29 protein-coding genes are annotated in these 16114 nt (G+C 45.5%); 3 read left to right on the forward strand and 26 right to left on the reverse strand.

Features of this window, described 5'->3' with window-relative positions; translation table 11 throughout:
* Positions 1–51: 51 nt before the first annotated feature.
* Positions 52–1431, reverse strand: a complete 1380-nt coding sequence (dbpA, locus tag R7O13_RS12395; RefSeq protein ID WP_005379583.1) for an ATP-dependent RNA helicase DbpA — start codon at positions 1429–1431, stop codon at positions 52–54.
* Positions 1432–1573: 142 nt separating this feature from the next.
* Here dbpA and R7O13_RS12400 point away from each other — a divergent pair, with 142 nt between their 5' ends.
* Positions 1574–2035: a GNAT family N-acetyltransferase gene (locus tag R7O13_RS12400; protein WP_017820295.1), complete on the forward strand. Its 462-nt coding sequence runs from the start codon at positions 1574–1576 to the stop codon at positions 2033–2035.
* A 91-nt stretch (positions 2036–2126) separates the two neighbouring features.
* Here the strand turns inward: R7O13_RS12400 and R7O13_RS12405 are convergent, their stop codons facing one another.
* A complete protein-coding gene (locus tag R7O13_RS12405; protein WP_017820296.1) occupies positions 2127–2723 on the reverse strand; it encodes a LysM-like peptidoglycan-binding domain-containing protein in 597 nt (198 codons plus the stop codon).
* A gap of 232 nt (positions 2724–2955) precedes the next feature.
* Between R7O13_RS12405 and R7O13_RS12410 the strand changes: the two genes are divergently transcribed.
* The gene (locus tag R7O13_RS12410) at positions 2956–3576 is read left to right on the forward strand and encodes an FKBP-type peptidyl-prolyl cis-trans isomerase (RefSeq protein ID WP_005383137.1); all 621 of its coding nucleotides are present in this window, start codon (positions 2956–2958) and stop codon (positions 3574–3576) included.
* 154 nt (positions 3577–3730) lie between these two features.
* Positions 3731–4210, forward strand: coding sequence for a DUF2780 domain-containing protein (locus tag R7O13_RS12415; RefSeq protein WP_017820297.1), 480 nt, complete (start codon positions 3731–3733; stop codon positions 4208–4210).
* Positions 4211–4344: 134 nt separating this feature from the next.
* On the opposite strand, the gene rplQ is transcribed toward R7O13_RS12415, so the two are convergent.
* The 24 genes from rplQ to rplB all read right to left on the reverse strand — a co-directional run bounded on the left by rplQ (position 4345) and on the right by rplB (position 16114).
* Positions 4345–4725 carry a 50S ribosomal protein L17 gene (gene rplQ, locus R7O13_RS12420; RefSeq protein ID WP_005383141.1) on the reverse strand — a complete coding sequence of 127 codons (381 nt, stop codon included), beginning with the start codon at positions 4723–4725 and terminating at the stop codon, positions 4345–4347.
* Between the two features lie 26 nt (positions 4726–4751).
* On the reverse strand, positions 4752–5744 hold the full coding sequence (locus tag R7O13_RS12425) for a DNA-directed RNA polymerase subunit alpha (RefSeq protein ID WP_005383143.1): 993 nt from the start codon (positions 5742–5744) through the stop codon (positions 4752–4754).
* A 24-nt stretch (positions 5745–5768) separates the two neighbouring features.
* Entirely contained in the window at positions 5769–6389 is a 621-nt protein-coding gene (rpsD, locus tag R7O13_RS12430) for a 30S ribosomal protein S4 (protein ID WP_005383146.1), read from the reverse strand.
* A 27-nt stretch (positions 6390–6416) separates the two neighbouring features.
* Entirely contained in the window at positions 6417–6806 is a 390-nt protein-coding gene (rpsK, locus tag R7O13_RS12435) for a 30S ribosomal protein S11 (protein WP_001118870.1), read from the reverse strand.
* An 18-nt stretch (positions 6807–6824) separates the two neighbouring features.
* Positions 6825–7181, reverse strand: a complete 357-nt coding sequence (rpsM, locus tag R7O13_RS12440) for a 30S ribosomal protein S13 (RefSeq protein WP_005383154.1) — start codon at positions 7179–7181, stop codon at positions 6825–6827.
* 149 nt (positions 7182–7330) lie between these two features.
* Positions 7331–7444, reverse strand: coding sequence for a 50S ribosomal protein L36 (rpmJ, locus tag R7O13_RS12445; protein WP_000868186.1), 114 nt, complete (start codon positions 7442–7444; stop codon positions 7331–7333).
* Between the two features lie 38 nt (positions 7445–7482).
* The gene (gene secY, locus R7O13_RS12450; RefSeq protein ID WP_005379562.1) at positions 7483–8817 is read right to left on the reverse strand and encodes a preprotein translocase subunit SecY; all 1335 of its coding nucleotides are present in this window, start codon (positions 8815–8817) and stop codon (positions 7483–7485) included.
* A gap of 20 nt (positions 8818–8837) precedes the next feature.
* Positions 8838–9272, reverse strand: coding sequence for a 50S ribosomal protein L15 (rplO, locus tag R7O13_RS12455; protein ID WP_005383155.1), 435 nt, complete (start codon positions 9270–9272; stop codon positions 8838–8840).
* Between the two features lie 5 nt (positions 9273–9277).
* Complete coding sequence (gene rpmD, locus R7O13_RS12460; RefSeq protein ID WP_005379565.1) at positions 9278–9454, reverse strand: 50S ribosomal protein L30; 177 nt, start codon at positions 9452–9454, stop codon at positions 9278–9280.
* Positions 9455–9461: 7 nt separating this feature from the next.
* Entirely contained in the window at positions 9462–9965 is a 504-nt protein-coding gene (rpsE, locus tag R7O13_RS12465; RefSeq protein WP_004745894.1) for a 30S ribosomal protein S5, read from the reverse strand.
* Between the two features lie 14 nt (positions 9966–9979).
* Positions 9980–10333 carry a 50S ribosomal protein L18 gene (gene rplR / locus R7O13_RS12470; protein WP_005379568.1) on the reverse strand — a complete coding sequence of 118 codons (354 nt, stop codon included), beginning with the start codon at positions 10331–10333 and terminating at the stop codon, positions 9980–9982.
* Between the two features lie 9 nt (positions 10334–10342).
* Complete coding sequence (gene rplF / locus R7O13_RS12475; protein WP_005379570.1) at positions 10343–10876, reverse strand: 50S ribosomal protein L6; 534 nt, start codon at positions 10874–10876, stop codon at positions 10343–10345.
* 13 nt (positions 10877–10889) lie between these two features.
* The gene (rpsH, locus tag R7O13_RS12480; protein WP_005379572.1) at positions 10890–11282 is read right to left on the reverse strand and encodes a 30S ribosomal protein S8; all 393 of its coding nucleotides are present in this window, start codon (positions 11280–11282) and stop codon (positions 10890–10892) included.
* A 29-nt stretch (positions 11283–11311) separates the two neighbouring features.
* Positions 11312–11617 (reverse strand): 30S ribosomal protein S14, encoded by a 306-nt coding sequence (rpsN, locus tag R7O13_RS12485; RefSeq protein ID WP_004410442.1) that lies wholly within the window; start codon positions 11615–11617, stop codon positions 11312–11314.
* A 17-nt stretch (positions 11618–11634) separates the two neighbouring features.
* Positions 11635–12174, reverse strand: a complete 540-nt coding sequence (gene rplE, locus R7O13_RS12490) for a 50S ribosomal protein L5 (protein WP_005379573.1) — start codon at positions 12172–12174, stop codon at positions 11635–11637.
* A gap of 23 nt (positions 12175–12197) precedes the next feature.
* Complete coding sequence (gene rplX / locus R7O13_RS12495) at positions 12198–12515, reverse strand: 50S ribosomal protein L24 (RefSeq protein WP_005379574.1); 318 nt, start codon at positions 12513–12515, stop codon at positions 12198–12200.
* A gap of 13 nt (positions 12516–12528) precedes the next feature.
* A complete protein-coding gene (rplN, locus tag R7O13_RS12500; RefSeq protein ID WP_004410450.1) occupies positions 12529–12900 on the reverse strand; it encodes a 50S ribosomal protein L14 in 372 nt (123 codons plus the stop codon).
* A 162-nt stretch (positions 12901–13062) separates the two neighbouring features.
* Complete coding sequence (gene rpsQ, locus R7O13_RS12505) at positions 13063–13317, reverse strand: 30S ribosomal protein S17 (protein ID WP_005379575.1); 255 nt, start codon at positions 13315–13317, stop codon at positions 13063–13065.
* Positions 13317–13508 carry a 50S ribosomal protein L29 gene (rpmC, locus tag R7O13_RS12510; protein WP_005379576.1) on the reverse strand — a complete coding sequence of 64 codons (192 nt, stop codon included), beginning with the start codon at positions 13506–13508 and terminating at the stop codon, positions 13317–13319. The genes rpsQ and rpmC overlap by 1 nt, the downstream gene beginning before the upstream one ends.
* Complete coding sequence (rplP, locus tag R7O13_RS12515) at positions 13508–13918, reverse strand: 50S ribosomal protein L16 (protein ID WP_005379577.1); 411 nt, start codon at positions 13916–13918, stop codon at positions 13508–13510. The genes rpmC and rplP overlap by 1 nt, the downstream gene beginning before the upstream one ends.
* An 11-nt stretch (positions 13919–13929) precedes the next feature.
* Entirely contained in the window at positions 13930–14628 is a 699-nt protein-coding gene (rpsC, locus tag R7O13_RS12520; protein WP_005383161.1) for a 30S ribosomal protein S3, read from the reverse strand.
* A gap of 18 nt (positions 14629–14646) precedes the next feature.
* On the reverse strand, positions 14647–14979 hold the full coding sequence (gene rplV, locus R7O13_RS12525) for a 50S ribosomal protein L22 (protein WP_005383164.1): 333 nt from the start codon (positions 14977–14979) through the stop codon (positions 14647–14649).
* 10 nt (positions 14980–14989) lie between these two features.
* Positions 14990–15268 (reverse strand): 30S ribosomal protein S19, encoded by a 279-nt coding sequence (gene rpsS, locus R7O13_RS12530; protein WP_004394525.1) that lies wholly within the window; start codon positions 15266–15268, stop codon positions 14990–14992.
* 21 nt (positions 15269–15289) lie between these two features.
* On the reverse strand, positions 15290–16114 hold the full coding sequence (gene rplB, locus R7O13_RS12535; protein ID WP_005383168.1) for a 50S ribosomal protein L2: 825 nt from the start codon (positions 16112–16114) through the stop codon (positions 15290–15292).

Genomic DNA, 16114 nt, shown 5'->3' on the forward strand with positions numbered 1-16114 from the left:
CAAAAAAGAAAAAAGCTCTTCAAACGAAGAGCTTTTTCTCTGCTATTTGAGCTATTTAAGAATTCGCGCCCGGAACTGGCGCCCTTTCATCTTGCCGTTACTAATGGTTTGTAGAGCCTTTTTAGCCACAGATTTTTCGACGGCAACATAAGCGCGCACAGGGAACAGGTGAATCTTTCCGACTTGAGAGCCTGGAATACCATTTTTTCCTGTCAAACAACCTAAAATATCACCCGGTCGTACTTTCTGTTTCTTACCGCCATCAATATTAATCGTCACCATCTTCGCTTGGTATGGCTGCTGATTTGATTTGGCAGGCAATGTTGCTGGTACCACGTCCATCTCTAGGTATTCTTCAATACGAGCTACACGTAAACCGTCTTTCTCACCAAAAAAGCTGAACGCTAAACCTTTACTACCCGCACGACCTGTACGACCAATACGGTGCACATGAACCTCAGGATCGCGCGATAGCTCAAAGTTAAAGACAGCATCAAGATTATCAACGTCCAAACCACGCGCCGCAACGTCTGTTGCAACAAGGATAGACACACTCTTGTTAGCAAACTGCACCAATGCTTGGTCGCGTTCACGCTGCTCTAAGTCCCCATGGATATCGATAACGCTGAATCCTTTGTGATGCAACTCATCTGCGACACTTTGAACTTCTTTTTTGGTATTACAAAAAACCACCGCGGACTCTGGTTGGTGAGTCAGCAGCAAATTCGCCAACGCTTCATCACGTGCTTCCGAGCCTTCAACTTTGTAGAAGTACTGCGCAATGCTTGAGGTATCATGCGTCGATTCCACCTTAATCACTTCCGGTGTCTGCATTATACGCTGCGCAATTTGCTCAATTTTTTCTGGAAAAGTAGCACTGAAAAGTAGAGTTTGACGCTGCTTTGGCGCTGCATCGATGATTGCATCTAATGCGTCTTGGAAACCCATGTCCAACATGCGATCAGCTTCATCTAGCACCAAGGTATTCAGTTCGCTAAGATCAATTCGGCCTTTTTCAAGGTGATCCAAAATACGACCAGGAGTACCAACTAGGATATGCGCACCATGCTCTAACGAACCAATTTGTGGCCCCATTGGCATCCCACCGCAGAGAGTAAGCACTTTAATATTATGAATGCCGCGACCTAAAGTACGAATTTCCTTCGCTACTTGATCTGCAAGCTCACGTGTTGGACACAATACTAATGACTGGACACGAAAGCGTTTGACGTTGAGGTTCGATAAAACCCCTAAACCAAATGCAGCGGTTTTACCTGAGCCCGTTTTACCCTGCCCGATGACATCACGATGTTTTAGGATTGCAGGCAAGCTCAAAGCTTGAATTGGCGTCATGTGGGTATAGTTCAGGGAATCAAGTGTGGCGAGTAACGCTGGGTTAAGCCCAACTTGATCGAATGTTTGTTTGCTCACGGGGATATCCTCAGGTGAGATGGAAAGAGGGCACATTATCACCAGATTTGGTGGGAAAACCAGTGCTAATTAACCTTTGTTAATGAGTATGAGCTCAAAACAAAGTAAAGTCAGTCACTCTATTCTCATTACGGATAACAACATGCTCACTTGGATTACTTTGCCCTTTGCTCAGCTAACAACCACGCAGCTGTATGAAATGATGAAATTGCGTGTGGATGTATTCGTTGTTGAACAAACCTGCCCTTACCCTGAACTTGATGGTAAGGACACGCTGGAAGGCGTTTATCATCTAATAGGCTATCACGGTGATGAACTGGTTGCTTGCGCAAGATTACTGCCCGCAGGCACTACGTATGACAATGTGAGTATTGGTCGAGTGGTGACAAAGCAGACCGCGCGAGGCGGTGGCTTAGGTCATAAGTTATTGGACAAGGCCTTGGCACAATGCGAAACATTATGGCCAGGACAGACAATAGATATAGGTGCTCAAGAACACCTCATCCAGTTTTATGCTAGTCATGGATTCAAGGTTATCTCAGAGTGTTATCTTGAAGACGGTATCCCTCATGTGGATATGCGGAAAGAATCCGTAGCGCTATAAGCTTCAACTCGATTGGTTACTATGAAAACTAATCGCTATGAAAAACTGACTAAAAAGACGCGATATCTTCGCGTCTTTTCATTTGAAGCATTTACTTGTTACGTCCAAAGGTCCCATCCGATAAACGGAAAAACATAACGGACCGCCCGCTTTTTTCCAGCTGTAGCATATCTAACTCACCTTCGTCACTAAGCTTAAAGCGAATCAATTGTCCCTGCTTTATTTGGCTTAGCGGCTTATCACTGCCTTCTATTTTGACCAGAGCGCTAAGATCCGCCATAGAGAGCTGATTACTTCTGAAAACCTGCGCTAATGTATCACCATTTTTAACCGTGTACTCTTTCCAGTCTTCAGATTTCGGTCCAGAGTTCTGAGAGGTTCGCTGCTGGCTTAAACTCTGCGCGTTCAGCTCAATCGCTACGCGTTGATGATCGACCTCAGTCTGCTCAACTGGCTGGTCTGTTTTATTCGGCAAAGGAATAACAAGGAGTACCAGAATCAATGGCACTAAGACCATCAAAGCACGCTGGTGAAATTTAGGCAGACGCAACCAAAACTGCTTAACAGGCTGTATACGCTCCAACCATTGCTCTTTGTTGAACGGCTGCTTCCAGTCGATAGCAGCGAATTTTTGTTTAACCAATTCGACATAGTCGACTTGCTGCTTTTTCTTTCTGCGACGATTCATTGTAATGAGTCCCTTAATACTTCTACGGTCAGTATAAAAATACCGACGCGGAGAGTATATGTTTTTCACCAAACTAAAATGGAATTGGGATTAAATTAGCAGAAATTTCACTTGGAGTAAGAGATAAGTCACAACCTGGCCGCCTCAATTAAGCATTCAGTCGCAATCATTTAAACCTAAGCTCGAAACTGATATCCTGTTACCTTTATCACTCCTAATAAGAGCGACATTCATGTCTGAAATTAAATTTGAAACTGCAGAACAAAAAGCAAGCTACGGCATTGGTCTGCAAATGGGTCAGCAACTTGCAGGCTCTGGTCTTGAAGGTCTTAGCGTTGATGCTATCGCAGCAGGTATTGCAACAGCACTAACTGGTGACATGCCATCAATCGAAATTGATGAAATCAACAAAGCACTACAAGAACTTCACACTCGTGCAGAAACAGCTCGCCAAGAAGCAGCAAAAATTGCGGCAGCAGAAGGCGAAGCGTTCCTAAAAGACAACGCTCTACGACCTGAAGTTAACGTTCTAGACTCTGGTCTTCAGTACGAAATCATTTCTGAAGGTACTGGTGCAGTTCCTACAGCAGAAAGCTCTGTTCGCGTTCACTACCACGGTGAGCTAACTGACGGTACTGTATTCGATAGCTCTGTATCTCGCGGTCAACCTGCTGAATTCCCTGTTACAGGTGTAATTAAAGGTTGGGTAGAGGCACTACAACTAATGCCTGTTGGCTCTAAGTGGAAGCTATACGTACCACAAGATCTTGCGTACGGTGAGCGTGGCGCTGGTGCGGCTATCCCTCCATTTGCAGCTTTAGTTTTCGAAGTAGAACTATTAGATATTATCTAATTGAAACCATTTTCAATTATGATTAAATAAAACGGCGCACTAGCGCCGTTTTTTTTGTCTAAACTGAATAGACTTTCTCACCTCTGAACCTTTCACTCTGATAGCCTTTAAAAATAAAATCACTTTTAAAAAACGCTCAACCTTTGGAGGTACTATGCGTAAAACACTCCTAACTCTAGCACTCCTATCAATCAACATTGGTAGTGCGCACGCATTCTTAGATTCAGTCACTCAAAAAAGTAAAGAAAGTGGCCTGATGGACATGGTCGGCAGCAGCTTGAACACCGAGTCATCTCCATTAACAGACATGCTAACTAGCCAATTACCAGTATCCACTGAGCAAGCAGCCGGAGGCAGTGGTGCGCTACTCGCTTTGGCTCAAAGCCAGCTTTCGCAAGAAAATAGTAGTGAATTACAGTCTTTGATTCCTGGACTTTCAAACTTGCAAGGAGCACAAAGCTTACTAGGAAATATTGAGAATATCAGTGCAGTAAAAAGTGCATTCGATACGTTAGGTTTAGACCCATCTATGATCAGTCAGTTTGCTCCAGTCATCTTGGATTACTTGAACAAGCAAGGCGCTAGCGAAGGGCTTCTAAGTTCGTTGGGCGGGTTGTGGAATACTAGTAAATAAGCGCAAGTGATAATCACTTTTTAAATTGCCAGTCTGCATGGGTTGAAATAAATGCAGGCTGGATATAAAGGTTTCTGAATTACAGATACAAAAAAGCCGAGCTAATGCTCGGCTTTCTCGTTCTTACGAACTGATTACTCAGCAGCTTCTTCAGCAGCTGGGCGATCTACAAGCTCAATGTAAGCCATTGGAGCTTTATCACCAGCACGGAAGCCAGCTTTTAGGATACGAGTGTAACCGCCCTGACGAGCAGCAAAACGTGGACCTAGTTCGTTAAATAGTTTTGCAACTACTTCGTTGTCACGAGTACGTGCAAATGCTAGACGACGGTTAGCAACACTGTCAGTCTTAGCTAGTGTAATCAAAGGCTCAACTACGCGACGTAGCTCTTTTGCTTTTGGCAAAGTAGTCTTGATAACTTCATGACGTACTAGAGAGCTAGCCATGTTGCTGAACATCGCTTTGCGATGTGAGCTGTTGCGGTTGAGTTGACGACCACTCTTACGATGGCGCATGACCTAATCCTTCTAACTAGTATCGATTAATCTTCAGCGATTGATGCAGGTGGCCAGTTTTCTAGGCGCATGCCCAGAGACAGACCACGTGACGCAAGTACGTCTTTAATCTCAGTAAGAGATTTTTTACCAAGGTTAGGCGTTTTAAGTAGCTCAACCTCAGTACGTTGTACTAGATCACCGATGTAGTGAATCGCTTCTGCTTTCAGACAGTTAGCAGAGCGAACTGTTAGTTCAAGATCGTCTACAGGACGCAGTAGGATCGGATCGAATTCTGGCTTCTCTTCCTTCTCCTCAGGAACTCGTACATCACGAAGATCTACGAATGCATCCAATTGTTCAGCTAGGATTGTAGCTGCGCGACGGATTGCTTCCTCAGGTTCTAGAGTACCGTTTGTTTCCATATCGATAACAAGCTTGTCTAGATCAGTACGCTGTTCTACACGAGCTGCTTCTACAGCGTAGGCAATTTTGTCTACTGGGCTGTAAGTAGCATCTACTAGTAGGCGACCGATAGGACGCTCGTCTTCTTCGTTATGGATACGCGCAGAAGCTGGAACATAACCACGACCACGTTCAACTTTGATACGCATTGCGATCTCAGCGTTGTCATCCGTCAGGTGACAAATTACGTGTTCAGGGTTAGCGATCTCTACATCACCATCATGGGTGATGTCACCTGCAACCACAGGGCCCGAGCCTGATTTGTTCAAAGTAATGAACACTTCATCTTTGCCTTCGGCAACGCGCACAGCCAAACCTTTAAGGTTTAGAAGAATTTCAAGAATATCTTCTTGAACGCCTTCTTTCGTGCTGTACTCATGAAGTACGCCTTCAATTTCTACTTCTGTTACAGCACAACCTGGCATAGAAGATAGAAGGATGCGGCGAAGTGCATTACCCAGAGTATGACCAAAGCCACGCTCTAATGGCTCAAGAGTTACTTTTGCGTGAGTCGAGCTGATCTGTTCGATGTCAACTAGACGTGGCTTAAGAAATTCTGTTACAGAACCCTGCATTGTGTCCTCTCTTTAGTTTAAACCTTACTTAGAGTAAAGCTCGACGATCAATTGTTCGTTGATGTCAGCTGATAGATCAGAACGCTCAGGCATACGCTTGAATGTACCTTCCATCTTGCCACCATCTACTTCAATCCAAGTTGGTTTTTCACGTTGTTCAGCAACTTCTAGAGCTGCTTTGATACGAGCTTGCTGTTTAGCTTTCTCGCGAATAGAAACAACGTCATTAGCCGCTACTTTGAAAGAAGGAACGTTTACAACTTTACCGTTTACTAGGATAGCTTTGTGGCTAACTAGCTGACGTGCTTCTGCGCGAGTTGCGCCAAAGCCCATGCGGTAAACTACGTTATCAAGACGACCTTCAAGAAGCTGAAGTAGGTTTTCACCAGTGTTGCCTTTTAGGCGAGCAGCTTCTTTGTAGTAGTTACGGAATTGTTTTTCTAGAACGCCGTACATACGACGTACTTTTTGCTTCTCACGAAGCTGAACGCCATACTCAGATAGACGACCGCGACGAGCGCCGTGTACACCTGGTGCGTTATCAATTTTACACTTGGTATCGATCGCGCGAACACCAGACTTAAGGAATAAGTCAGTGCCTTCACGACGGCTAAGCTTCAGCTTAGGACCCAAATATCTTGCCATGATTCTTCTCCAATTGTCCTAGAAACGTTATACGCGACGTTTCTTAGGTGGACGACAACCGTTATGAGGGATTGGTGTAGCATCAACGATGTTTGTGATGCGGAAACCAGCGGCGTTTAGTGCACGAACAGTAGATTCGCGACCTGGACCAGGACCCTTAACCATAACTTCCAAGTTCTTTAGGCCGTATTCTTTAGCCATTTCAGCACAACGCTCAGCAGCAACCTGTGCAGCGAACGGAGTAGACTTACGAGAACCACGGAAACCAGAACCACCTGCAGTAGCCCATGCAAGAGCGTTACCTTGACGGTCAGTAATGGTTACGATTGTGTTATTGAAAGAAGCATGGATGTGCGCAACGCCATCTGCAACTTGCTTGCGTACGCGCTTACGAGCGCGAGTTGGTTGTTTAGCCATTGTACTCTACCTTCCCGATTATTTCTTGATCGGCTTACGCGGACCCTTACGGGTGCGAGCGTTGGTTTTAGTACGCTGTCCACGTAGTGGTAGACTGCGACGATGACGAAGACCACGGTAACAGCCAAGGTCCATAAGACGCTTGATGTTCATAGATACTTCACGACGTAGATCACCTTCTACAGTGTACTTAGCTACACCATCACGCAGTTGATCGATCTGCTCTTCAGTTAGTTCACTGATCTTAACATTTTCAGCAATACCCACTTCAGCTAGGATAGCTTGAGAGCGAGTTTTACCGATGCCGTAGATCGCTGTTAGAGCGATTACTGCATGTTTCTGATCAGGAATGTTAATGCCTGCTATACGGGCCATTATTCACTCCTAAGTGTTTCTATAAAAGAATTAGCCGCAGCAAAGCCCGTTATGGATACGCTGCGGAATACTACTTCTTTTGCACGCAAAAGGTAGGCCGAGGAATATACTCGACCCAACCTTCATTTTCAAGTAAAAATTTCTGCTAATTAGCCTTGGCGCTGTTTGTGCTTTGGCTCACTGCAAATCACGCGAACGACACCGTTACGCTTGATTACTTTACAGTTACGGCAGATTTTTTTAACGGAAGCACGAACTTTCATTGCTAAACTCCGTAAATGAAACTGAGTCTACCGCCGGATTAACGGCCGTAGCCTTTCAGATTCGCTTTCTTCAACACAGAATCATACTGTTGAGACATCAGATGAGTCTGTACCTGTGCCATAAAGTCCATAATTACAACAACTACGATTAGTAGCGATGTACCGCCGAAGTAGAAACGTACGTTCCACGCGACCATCATGAACTCGGGAATCAGACAGATAAAGGTAATGTACAGTGCACCAGCAAGGGTTAAACGTGTCATTACTTTATCAATGTATTTCGCTGTCTGCTCACCTGGGCGGATACCGGGTACGAATGCACCAGACTTCTTCAAGTTATCTGCTGTTTCACGCGGGTTGAAAACCAACGCCGTGTAGAAGAAACAGAAGAAGATAATTGCTGCTGCATAAAGCATTACATACAACGGTTGACCTGGGCTAAGAGCCAAAGACACGTCAGTTAACCAACCGAACGCGCTGCTCTCACCGTTTTGACCAAACCACTGAGCCAATGTTCCTGGGAACAAGATAATACTTGATGCAAAAATCGCTGGAATTACACCTGCCATGTTAATTTTAAGAGGCAAGTGCGAGCTTTGCGCAGCAAATACTTTACGACCTTGTTGACGTTTCGCATAGTTAACGACGATTCGGCGTTGACCACGTTCCATGAAAACAACGAAGTAAATTACTGCAAAAGCTAATACCGCGATTAGCAACAGAAGAAGTACATGCAATTCACCTTGACGCGCTTGCTCGATTGTTTGACCGATTGCAGAAGGCAATCCAGCAACAATACCTGCAAAAATCAGTATCGAAATACCGTTACCAATTCCGCGCTCTGTAATTTGTTCACCTAACCACATCAAGAACATGGTACCGGTTACTAAACTTACGGTAGCAATTAGCGTAAACATGGTTTGGTTGATAACAACCAGATTGTCGACCATGTTTGGTAGGCCAGTTGCAATACCTATAGCTTGGAAGGTTGCAAGTACAAGCGTGCCGTAGCGTGTGTATTGGCTTATCTTACGACGGCCTGCTTCACCCTCTTTTTTGAGTTCAGCTAACGCTGGATGAACTACAGTTAGCAATTGGACAACAATAGATGCCGAAATATACGGCATGATGCCCAATGCTAATATAGATGCACGCTCAAGAGCACCACCGGAGAACATGTTAAACATTTCAACGATGGTACCTTTTTGCTGTTCGAACAAATCGGCAAGTACAGCAGCGTCAATACCAGGAATCGGCACAAAAGAGCCGGCTCGGAATACTAAAAGTGCACCAATTACGAATAACAAGCGCGACTTTAGTTCACTTAAGCCGCTCTGAGCACTACGAAAATCTTGTCCTGGTTTCTTAGCCATCTGTACCTCGTTCCTCGAGATTATTCCTCGATTTTACCGCCTGCAGCTTCGATTGCAGCTTTAGCGCCTTTAGTCACACGTAGACCTTTAACAGTCACTGCTTTGTTGATTTCACCAGAAAGAACAACTTTTACAAATTCGATGTTCTTAGTGATGATGTTAGCAGCTTTAAGACTGTTTAGATCAACTACGTCACCAGAAACTTTCGCTAGCTCAGCTAGACGAACTTCAGCAGACACTAGGCTCTTACGAGAAGTGAAACCGAATTTTGGTAGACGTTGTTTCAGAGGCATCTGACCGCCTTCGAAACCTGGACGAACACTGCCGCCAGAACGTGATTTTTGACCTTTGTGACCACGGCCACCAGTTTTACCTAGGCCTGAACCGATACCACGACCTACTCGCTTCGCAGAAGTTTTCGCGCCAGCAGCCGGTGCTAGAGTATTCAAACGCATTCTGATTACTCCTCAACTTTAACCATGTAGTAAACCTTGTTGATCATACCGCGAATACACGGAGTATCTTCAAGTTCTACTGTGTGGTTGATTTTACGAAGACCTAGACCGCGCAAAGTAGCTTTGTGCTTTGGCAGACGACCAATTGAGCTTTTAGTTTGAGTTACTTTAATAGTTGCCATGGTGTTCTTACTCCGAAATAGATTCAACAGTTAGACCACGTTTAGCAGCAACCATTTCTGGTGACTTCATGCTACCTAGTGCATCGATCGTTGCACGAACGATGTTGATAGGGTTCGTAGAACCGTACGCTTTAGATAGTACGTTGTGTACACCAGCAACTTCTAGTACTGCACGCATCGCACCACCTGCGATAACACCAGTACCTTCTGCAGCAGGCTGCATGTAAACTTTAGAGCCCGAATGGCGACCTTTCACTGGGTGGTGAAGAGTGCCTTCGTTTAGAGCGATCGTAGTCATGTTACGACGCGCTTTTTCCATTGCTTTTTGAATCGCTGCAGGTACTTCACGAGCTTTGCCGTAACCGAAACCTACACGACCGTTACCGTCACCAACTACTGTTAGTGCAGTGAAGCTCATGATTCGACCACCTTTAACCGTTTTAGAAACACGGTTAACTGCGATTAGCTTTTCTTGCAAATCATTCGCTTGAACTTGTTGTTCTTTAGCCATCTTCCAACCCTACCTTAGAATTTCAGACCAGCTTCGCGAGCAGATTCTGCTAGCGCCGCTACTCGACCGTGGTATTGGAAACCAGAACGATCAAATGCAACTGCAGTTACGCCCTTCTCTAGAGCGCGCTCAGCAATAGCTTTACCCACTGCTTTAGCTGCATCAACGTTACCAGTGTATTTCACTTGCTCACGGATCGCTTTTTCTACAGTAGAAGCTGCTGCGATAACCTCAGAGCCGTTAGCCGCGATAACCTGTGCGTACACGTGACGAGGAGTACGGTGTACAACTAGGCGAGTCGCACCCAGTTCTGCAATCTTACGACGTGCACGTGTAGCACGACGGATGCGAGATGCTTTCTTATCCATAGTGTTACCTTACTTCTTCTTAGCTTCTTTAGTACGCACATTTTCATCTGCGTAACGAACACCTTTGCCTTTGTATGGCTCAGGCTCACGGTAAGAACGAATGTCAGCCGCAACTTGACCAACTAGTTGCTTGTCAGCACCAGTGATCACGATTTCAGTTTGGCTTGGACATTCAGCTTTAATACCCGCTGGCAACTCGTGCTCAACTGGGTGTGAGAAGCCTAGTGTTAGACCTACAGCGTTGCCTTTGATAGCAGCACGGTAACCTACACCTTTAAGAGTTAGCTTCTTAGTAAAGCCTTCAGTAACACCAACAACCATGTTGTTAACTAGAGCGCGAGCAGTACCTGCTTGAGCCCATGCGTTAGCAACACCTTCTTTAGGACCGAAAGTCAGGTTATTTTCTTCCTGAGCGATTACAACTGCGTTGTTAAGAACGCGAGTTAGTTCGCCTTTCGCACCTTTTACAGTGATTTCTTGGCCGTTTAGTTTCACCTCTACGCCAGCTGGAATAGCGACAGGTGCTTTTGCAACACGAGACATAGTCTACTCCTTATTAAGCTACGTAAGCGATGATTTCACCACCAAGACCTGCTTTACGTGCAGCGCGGTCTGACATAAGACCCTTGGAAGTAGAAACGATAGCAATACCAAGACCACCCATTACAGAAGGAAGTTCATCTTTCTTCTTGTAAACACGTAGACCTGGACGAGAAACACGTTTAAGTTGCTCGATTACTGGTTTAGCTTGGAAGTACTTAAGTGTAACTTCTAGCTCAGGTTTTGCTTCGCCTTCAACAGCGAAGTCAACGATGTAACCTTCAGCTTTTAGTAGTGCAGCAATTGCAACTTTAAGCTTTGAAGAAGGCATTTTTACAGCAACTTTGTTTGCTGCCTGACCGTTACGAACGCGGGTCAGCATATCCGAAATCGGATCTTGCATGCTCATATGATTTACTCCAAATGATTAAGTGGCAATTACCAGCTAGCCTTACGAAGACCCGGAATCTCGCCTTTCATGCAAGCTTCACGAACCTTAATACGGCTTAGACCGAACTTACGTAGGTAACCGTGTGGACGACCAGTTTGGTTGCAACGGTTGCGCTGACGTGATGCACTTGAATCACGTGGAAGAGATTGCAGTGTAAGAACCGCGTTCCAACGATCTTCTTCAGATGCGTTTACATCGCTGATGATAGCTTTTAGCGCTGCACGCTTTTCAGCGAACTTAGCTACTAGCTTCGCACGTTTTGCTTCACGTGCTTTCATTGAATTTTTAGCCATAACAGTAACCCTTCACCTTACTTACGGAATGGGAAGTTAAAGGCAGCCAGCAGAGCACGGCCTTCCTCATCAGTACCAGCAGACGTCGTAATAGTGATGTCTAGACCGCGTACTCGATCAACTTTATCAAAGTCGATTTCCGGGAAGATGATTTGCTCGCGAACGCCCATGCTGTAGTTACCGCGACCGTCAAAAGACTTAGCGCTAACACCACGGAAGTCACGTACACGTGGAAGAGCGATGTTAATTAAACGCTCAAGAAAATCCCACATACGTTCGCCACGCAAGGTTACTTTACAACCGATAGGGTAGCCTTCACGGATTTTGAAACCTGCAACAGATTTGCGCGCTTTTGTGATAAGTGGCTTTTGACCAGAGATCGTTGCCATATCAGACGCTGCATTTTCTAGCAGTTTCTTATCGTTGATTGCTTCACCAACACCCATGTTTAGGGTGATTTTCTCGATTCTAGGGACTTGCATGACGCTTGTGTAACCGAACTGTTTGGTCAGTTCAGCGACTACAGACGACTTGTAGTAATCATGCAGTTTCGCCATAGTAGAACTCCAAATTACTTCTATTAGTTAGAAACGGTTTCGCCGTTAGACTTGAAGAAACGAACTTTTTTGCCGTCTTCAAAACGGAAACCGATACGGTCAGCTTTACCAGTAGCTGCGTTAAAGATAGCCACGTTAGAAACGTCGATAGCTGCTTCTTGCTCTACGATACCGCCTTGGATACCCATAGCTGGAACAGGTTTCTGATGTTTCTTAACTAGGTTGATACCTTCAACGATAACTTTACCAGTTGCTAGAACCTTAGTTACTTTACCTTTCTTGCCTTTGTCTTTACCAGCAAGAACGATTACTTCGTCATTACGACGGATTTTAGCTGCCATTTCTACGTGCTCCTTACAGAACTTCTGGAGCCAGTGAAACGATCTTCATGAACTTATCGCCACGAAGTTCGCGTGTCACAGGACCAAAGATACGTGTACCGATTGGTTGCTCAGTATTGTCGTTTAGCAATACGCAAGCATTTCGGTCGAAGCGAATGACAGAACCGTCAGGACGACGTACGCCTTTACGGGTGCGCACTACCACCGCCTTCAGAACATCACCTTTTTTAACTTTACCGCGAGGGATTGCTTCCTTCACAGTAACTTTGATGACGTCACCGATATGTGCATAACGGCGGTGAGAGCCACCCAGAACCTTAATACACATTACGCTGCGTGCGCCTGAGTTATCAGCTGCGTCCAGCATACTTTGCATTTGGATCATGTTAGTGCTCCGCTAAATATTAATAACTAGACCCATCACGGGTCGGGCTGCCTCTTTAAAAGGGACGCGAATTGTACCACCCTTTTTTGTGATTGGGTAGTCAAAAAATAAACGGCTCCAAAAATATTTTGGAGCCGCTTTAGTTTCATAGAATTAACGAGATTAAATCTTCGCCTTTTCTAGAACTTTTACCAAAGTCCAAGACTTAGTCTTAGACAGTGGACGACACTCTGCGATTTCAACTGTGTCGCCTAGGCCACACTCGTTGTTCTCGTCATGTGCGTGTACTTTAGTCGTACGTTTTACGTATTTACCGTAGATTGGGTGTTTTACGAAACGTTCGATAGCAACAGTGATAGACTTGTCCATCTTGTCGCTAACAACACGACCTTGTTGAGTACGTTTTACTTCGCTCATTATGCGCCTGCCTTCTCAGTCAAAACAGTTTTCACACGTGCGATATCACGGCGTACAGCTTTCAGAGTATGAGTTTGCTGTAGTTGACCAGTCGCAGCTTGCATGCGCAAGTTGAACTGTTCGCGTAGCAAATTCATTAGCTCAGCGTTAAGCTCTTCAACGCTTTTCTCGCGTAGATCTTGTGCTTTCATCACATCACCTGCTTAGTTACAAATGTAGTTTTGAAAGGCAGTTTACGTGCCGCAAGACGGAACGCTTCACGTGCCAATTCTTCAGGTACACCACCCATTTCGTACATAACCTTACCAGGTTGGATTTGGGCTACCCAGTACTCAACGTTACCTTTACCCTTACCTTGACGAACTTCAAGTGGTTTTTCTGTGATTGGTTTGTCTGGGAACACACGGATCCAGATTTTACCTTGACGCTTAACGTGACGTGTCATTGCACGACGTGCCGCTTCGATTTGACGAGCAGTTAGACGACCACGGCCAACAGCTTTAAGACCGAATTCGCCGAAGCTTACATCAGTACCTTTAGCTAGACCACGGTTACGACCAGTCTGAACCTTACGGAACTTAGTACGTTTAGGTTGTAGCATCTGTCGACTCCTTACTTACGGCCTTTACGCTGCTTCTTAGGCTTGTCGCCTTTAGGCTCTACAGCGTTAGCTGCTGGCATACCACCTAGGATTTCACCTTTGAAGATCCAAGTTTTAATGCCGATCACACCGTATTGAGTGTGAGCCGAAGAAGTTGCGTAATCAATGTCAGCACGTAGAGTGTGTAGAGGCACACGGCCTTCACGGTACCACTCTGAACGTGCGATTTCAGCGCCGCCTAGACGACCGCTTACTTCCACTTTGATACCTTTAGCGCCTAGGCGCATTGCGTTTTGTACTGCGCGCTTCATAGCACGACGGAACATAACACGACGCTCTAGCTGAGACGCGATGCTGTCACCAACAAGTTGCGCATCTAGTTCAGGCTTACGTACTTCAGCGATGTTAATTTGCGCTGGTACACCTGCAATTTTAGCTACAGCTGCGCGTAGCTTCTCAACGTCTTCACCTTTCTTACCGATAACAACGCCTGGACGAGCAGTGTGAATAGTCACACGGATGCTCTTAGCAGGACGCTCGATAACGATACGTGATAGAGACGCTTTTTTCAGTTCACTTGTAAGGAACTGACGTACCTTGAAGTCGCCGTCTAGGTTGTCAGCGAAATCTTTGGTGTTAGCAAACCATGTAGCATTCCAAGGCTTAACGATGCCTAGACGAATACCATTTGGATGTACTTTTTGACCCATTGCTTACTCTCCTAGTCTCTAGCGATCTGCTACAACAACAGTGATGTGGCTTGAACGCTTCAAGATACGATCCGCACGACCTTTAGCACGAGGCATAATACGCTTCATGGTTGGGCCTTCATCTACAAAGATTTTTGCGACATTCAGATCGTCAATATCTGCACCTTCGTTGTGCTCCGCGTTAGCGATAGCAGACTCTAGAACTTTCTTAACTAGTGCAGCAGCTTTTTTGTTGCTGAACGTTAGGATTTCTAGAGCTTGGTCAACAGATTTACCACGGATTAGATCCGCAACTAAGCGAGCTTTCTGAGGCGAAATGCGAGCAAAGTTATGTTTAGCAATTGCTTCCATTATCTACTCCTTAGCGCTTCTTAGCTTTCTTATCCGCAGCGTGACCGCGGTAAGTACGTGTTGGTGCGAATTCACCCAGTTTGTGACCGATCATTTCATCAGTTACAAATACTGGTACGTGCTGACGACCATTATGGACAGCGATGGTCAAACCGATCATCGTAGGGATGATCATTGAACGACGGGACCAAGTCTTAATAGGCTTTTTGTCTCCGCTTTCCACCGCTTTCTCTACCTTCTTCAGCAAGTGTAGGTCAATAAAAGGACCTTTCTTGAGAGAACGTGGCATGGCGATTCCTCTTTATATAGATTACTTGTTACGACGACGTACGATGTACTTGTCAGTGCGTTTGTTCTTACGAGTCTTGAAGCCTTTAGTAGGCATACCCCAAGGAGATACTGGGTGACGACCACCAGAAGTACGACCTTCACCACCACCATGTGGGTGGTCAATCGGGTTCATTACAACACCACGAACCGTTGGACGGATACCGCGATGACGTGATGCACCTGCTTTACCAAGTTCACGTAGCATGTGCTCAGAGTTACCAACTTCACCGATTGTTGCACGGCCTTCAGAAAGAACTTTGCGCATCTCGCCAGAACGTAGACGGATAGTTACGTACGCACCGTCGCGAGCAACGATTTGAGCGTAAGCACCAGCCGAACGAGCTAGCTGACCACCTTTACCAGGCTTAAGTTCAACGTTATGTACTGTTGAACCTACTGGGATATTACGCATTGGTAGAGTGTTACCAGCTTTGATTGGTGCATCAACACCAGACTGAATAACATCACCAGCTACAACACCTTTAGGTGCTAGGATGTAGCGACGCTCACCGTCTTTGTAAAGAACTAGAGCAATGTTTGCGCTACGGTTTGGATCGTATTCAAGACGCTCAACTGTCGCTGGAATACCATCTTTAGTACGTTTGAAGTCAACTACACGGTAGTGGTGCTTGTGACCACCGCCGATGTGACGTACTGTGATACGACCCTTGTTGTTACGACCACCGTTCTTAGAGTTTTTCTCTAGAAGAGGTGCGTATGGCTTGCCCTTGTGTAGGTCAGCGTTAACAACTTTAACAACGTGACGACGACCAGGGGAAGTCGGCTTACATTTAACAATAGCCAT

It is taken from the genome of Vibrio sp. Y176 (assembly GCF_033438945.1).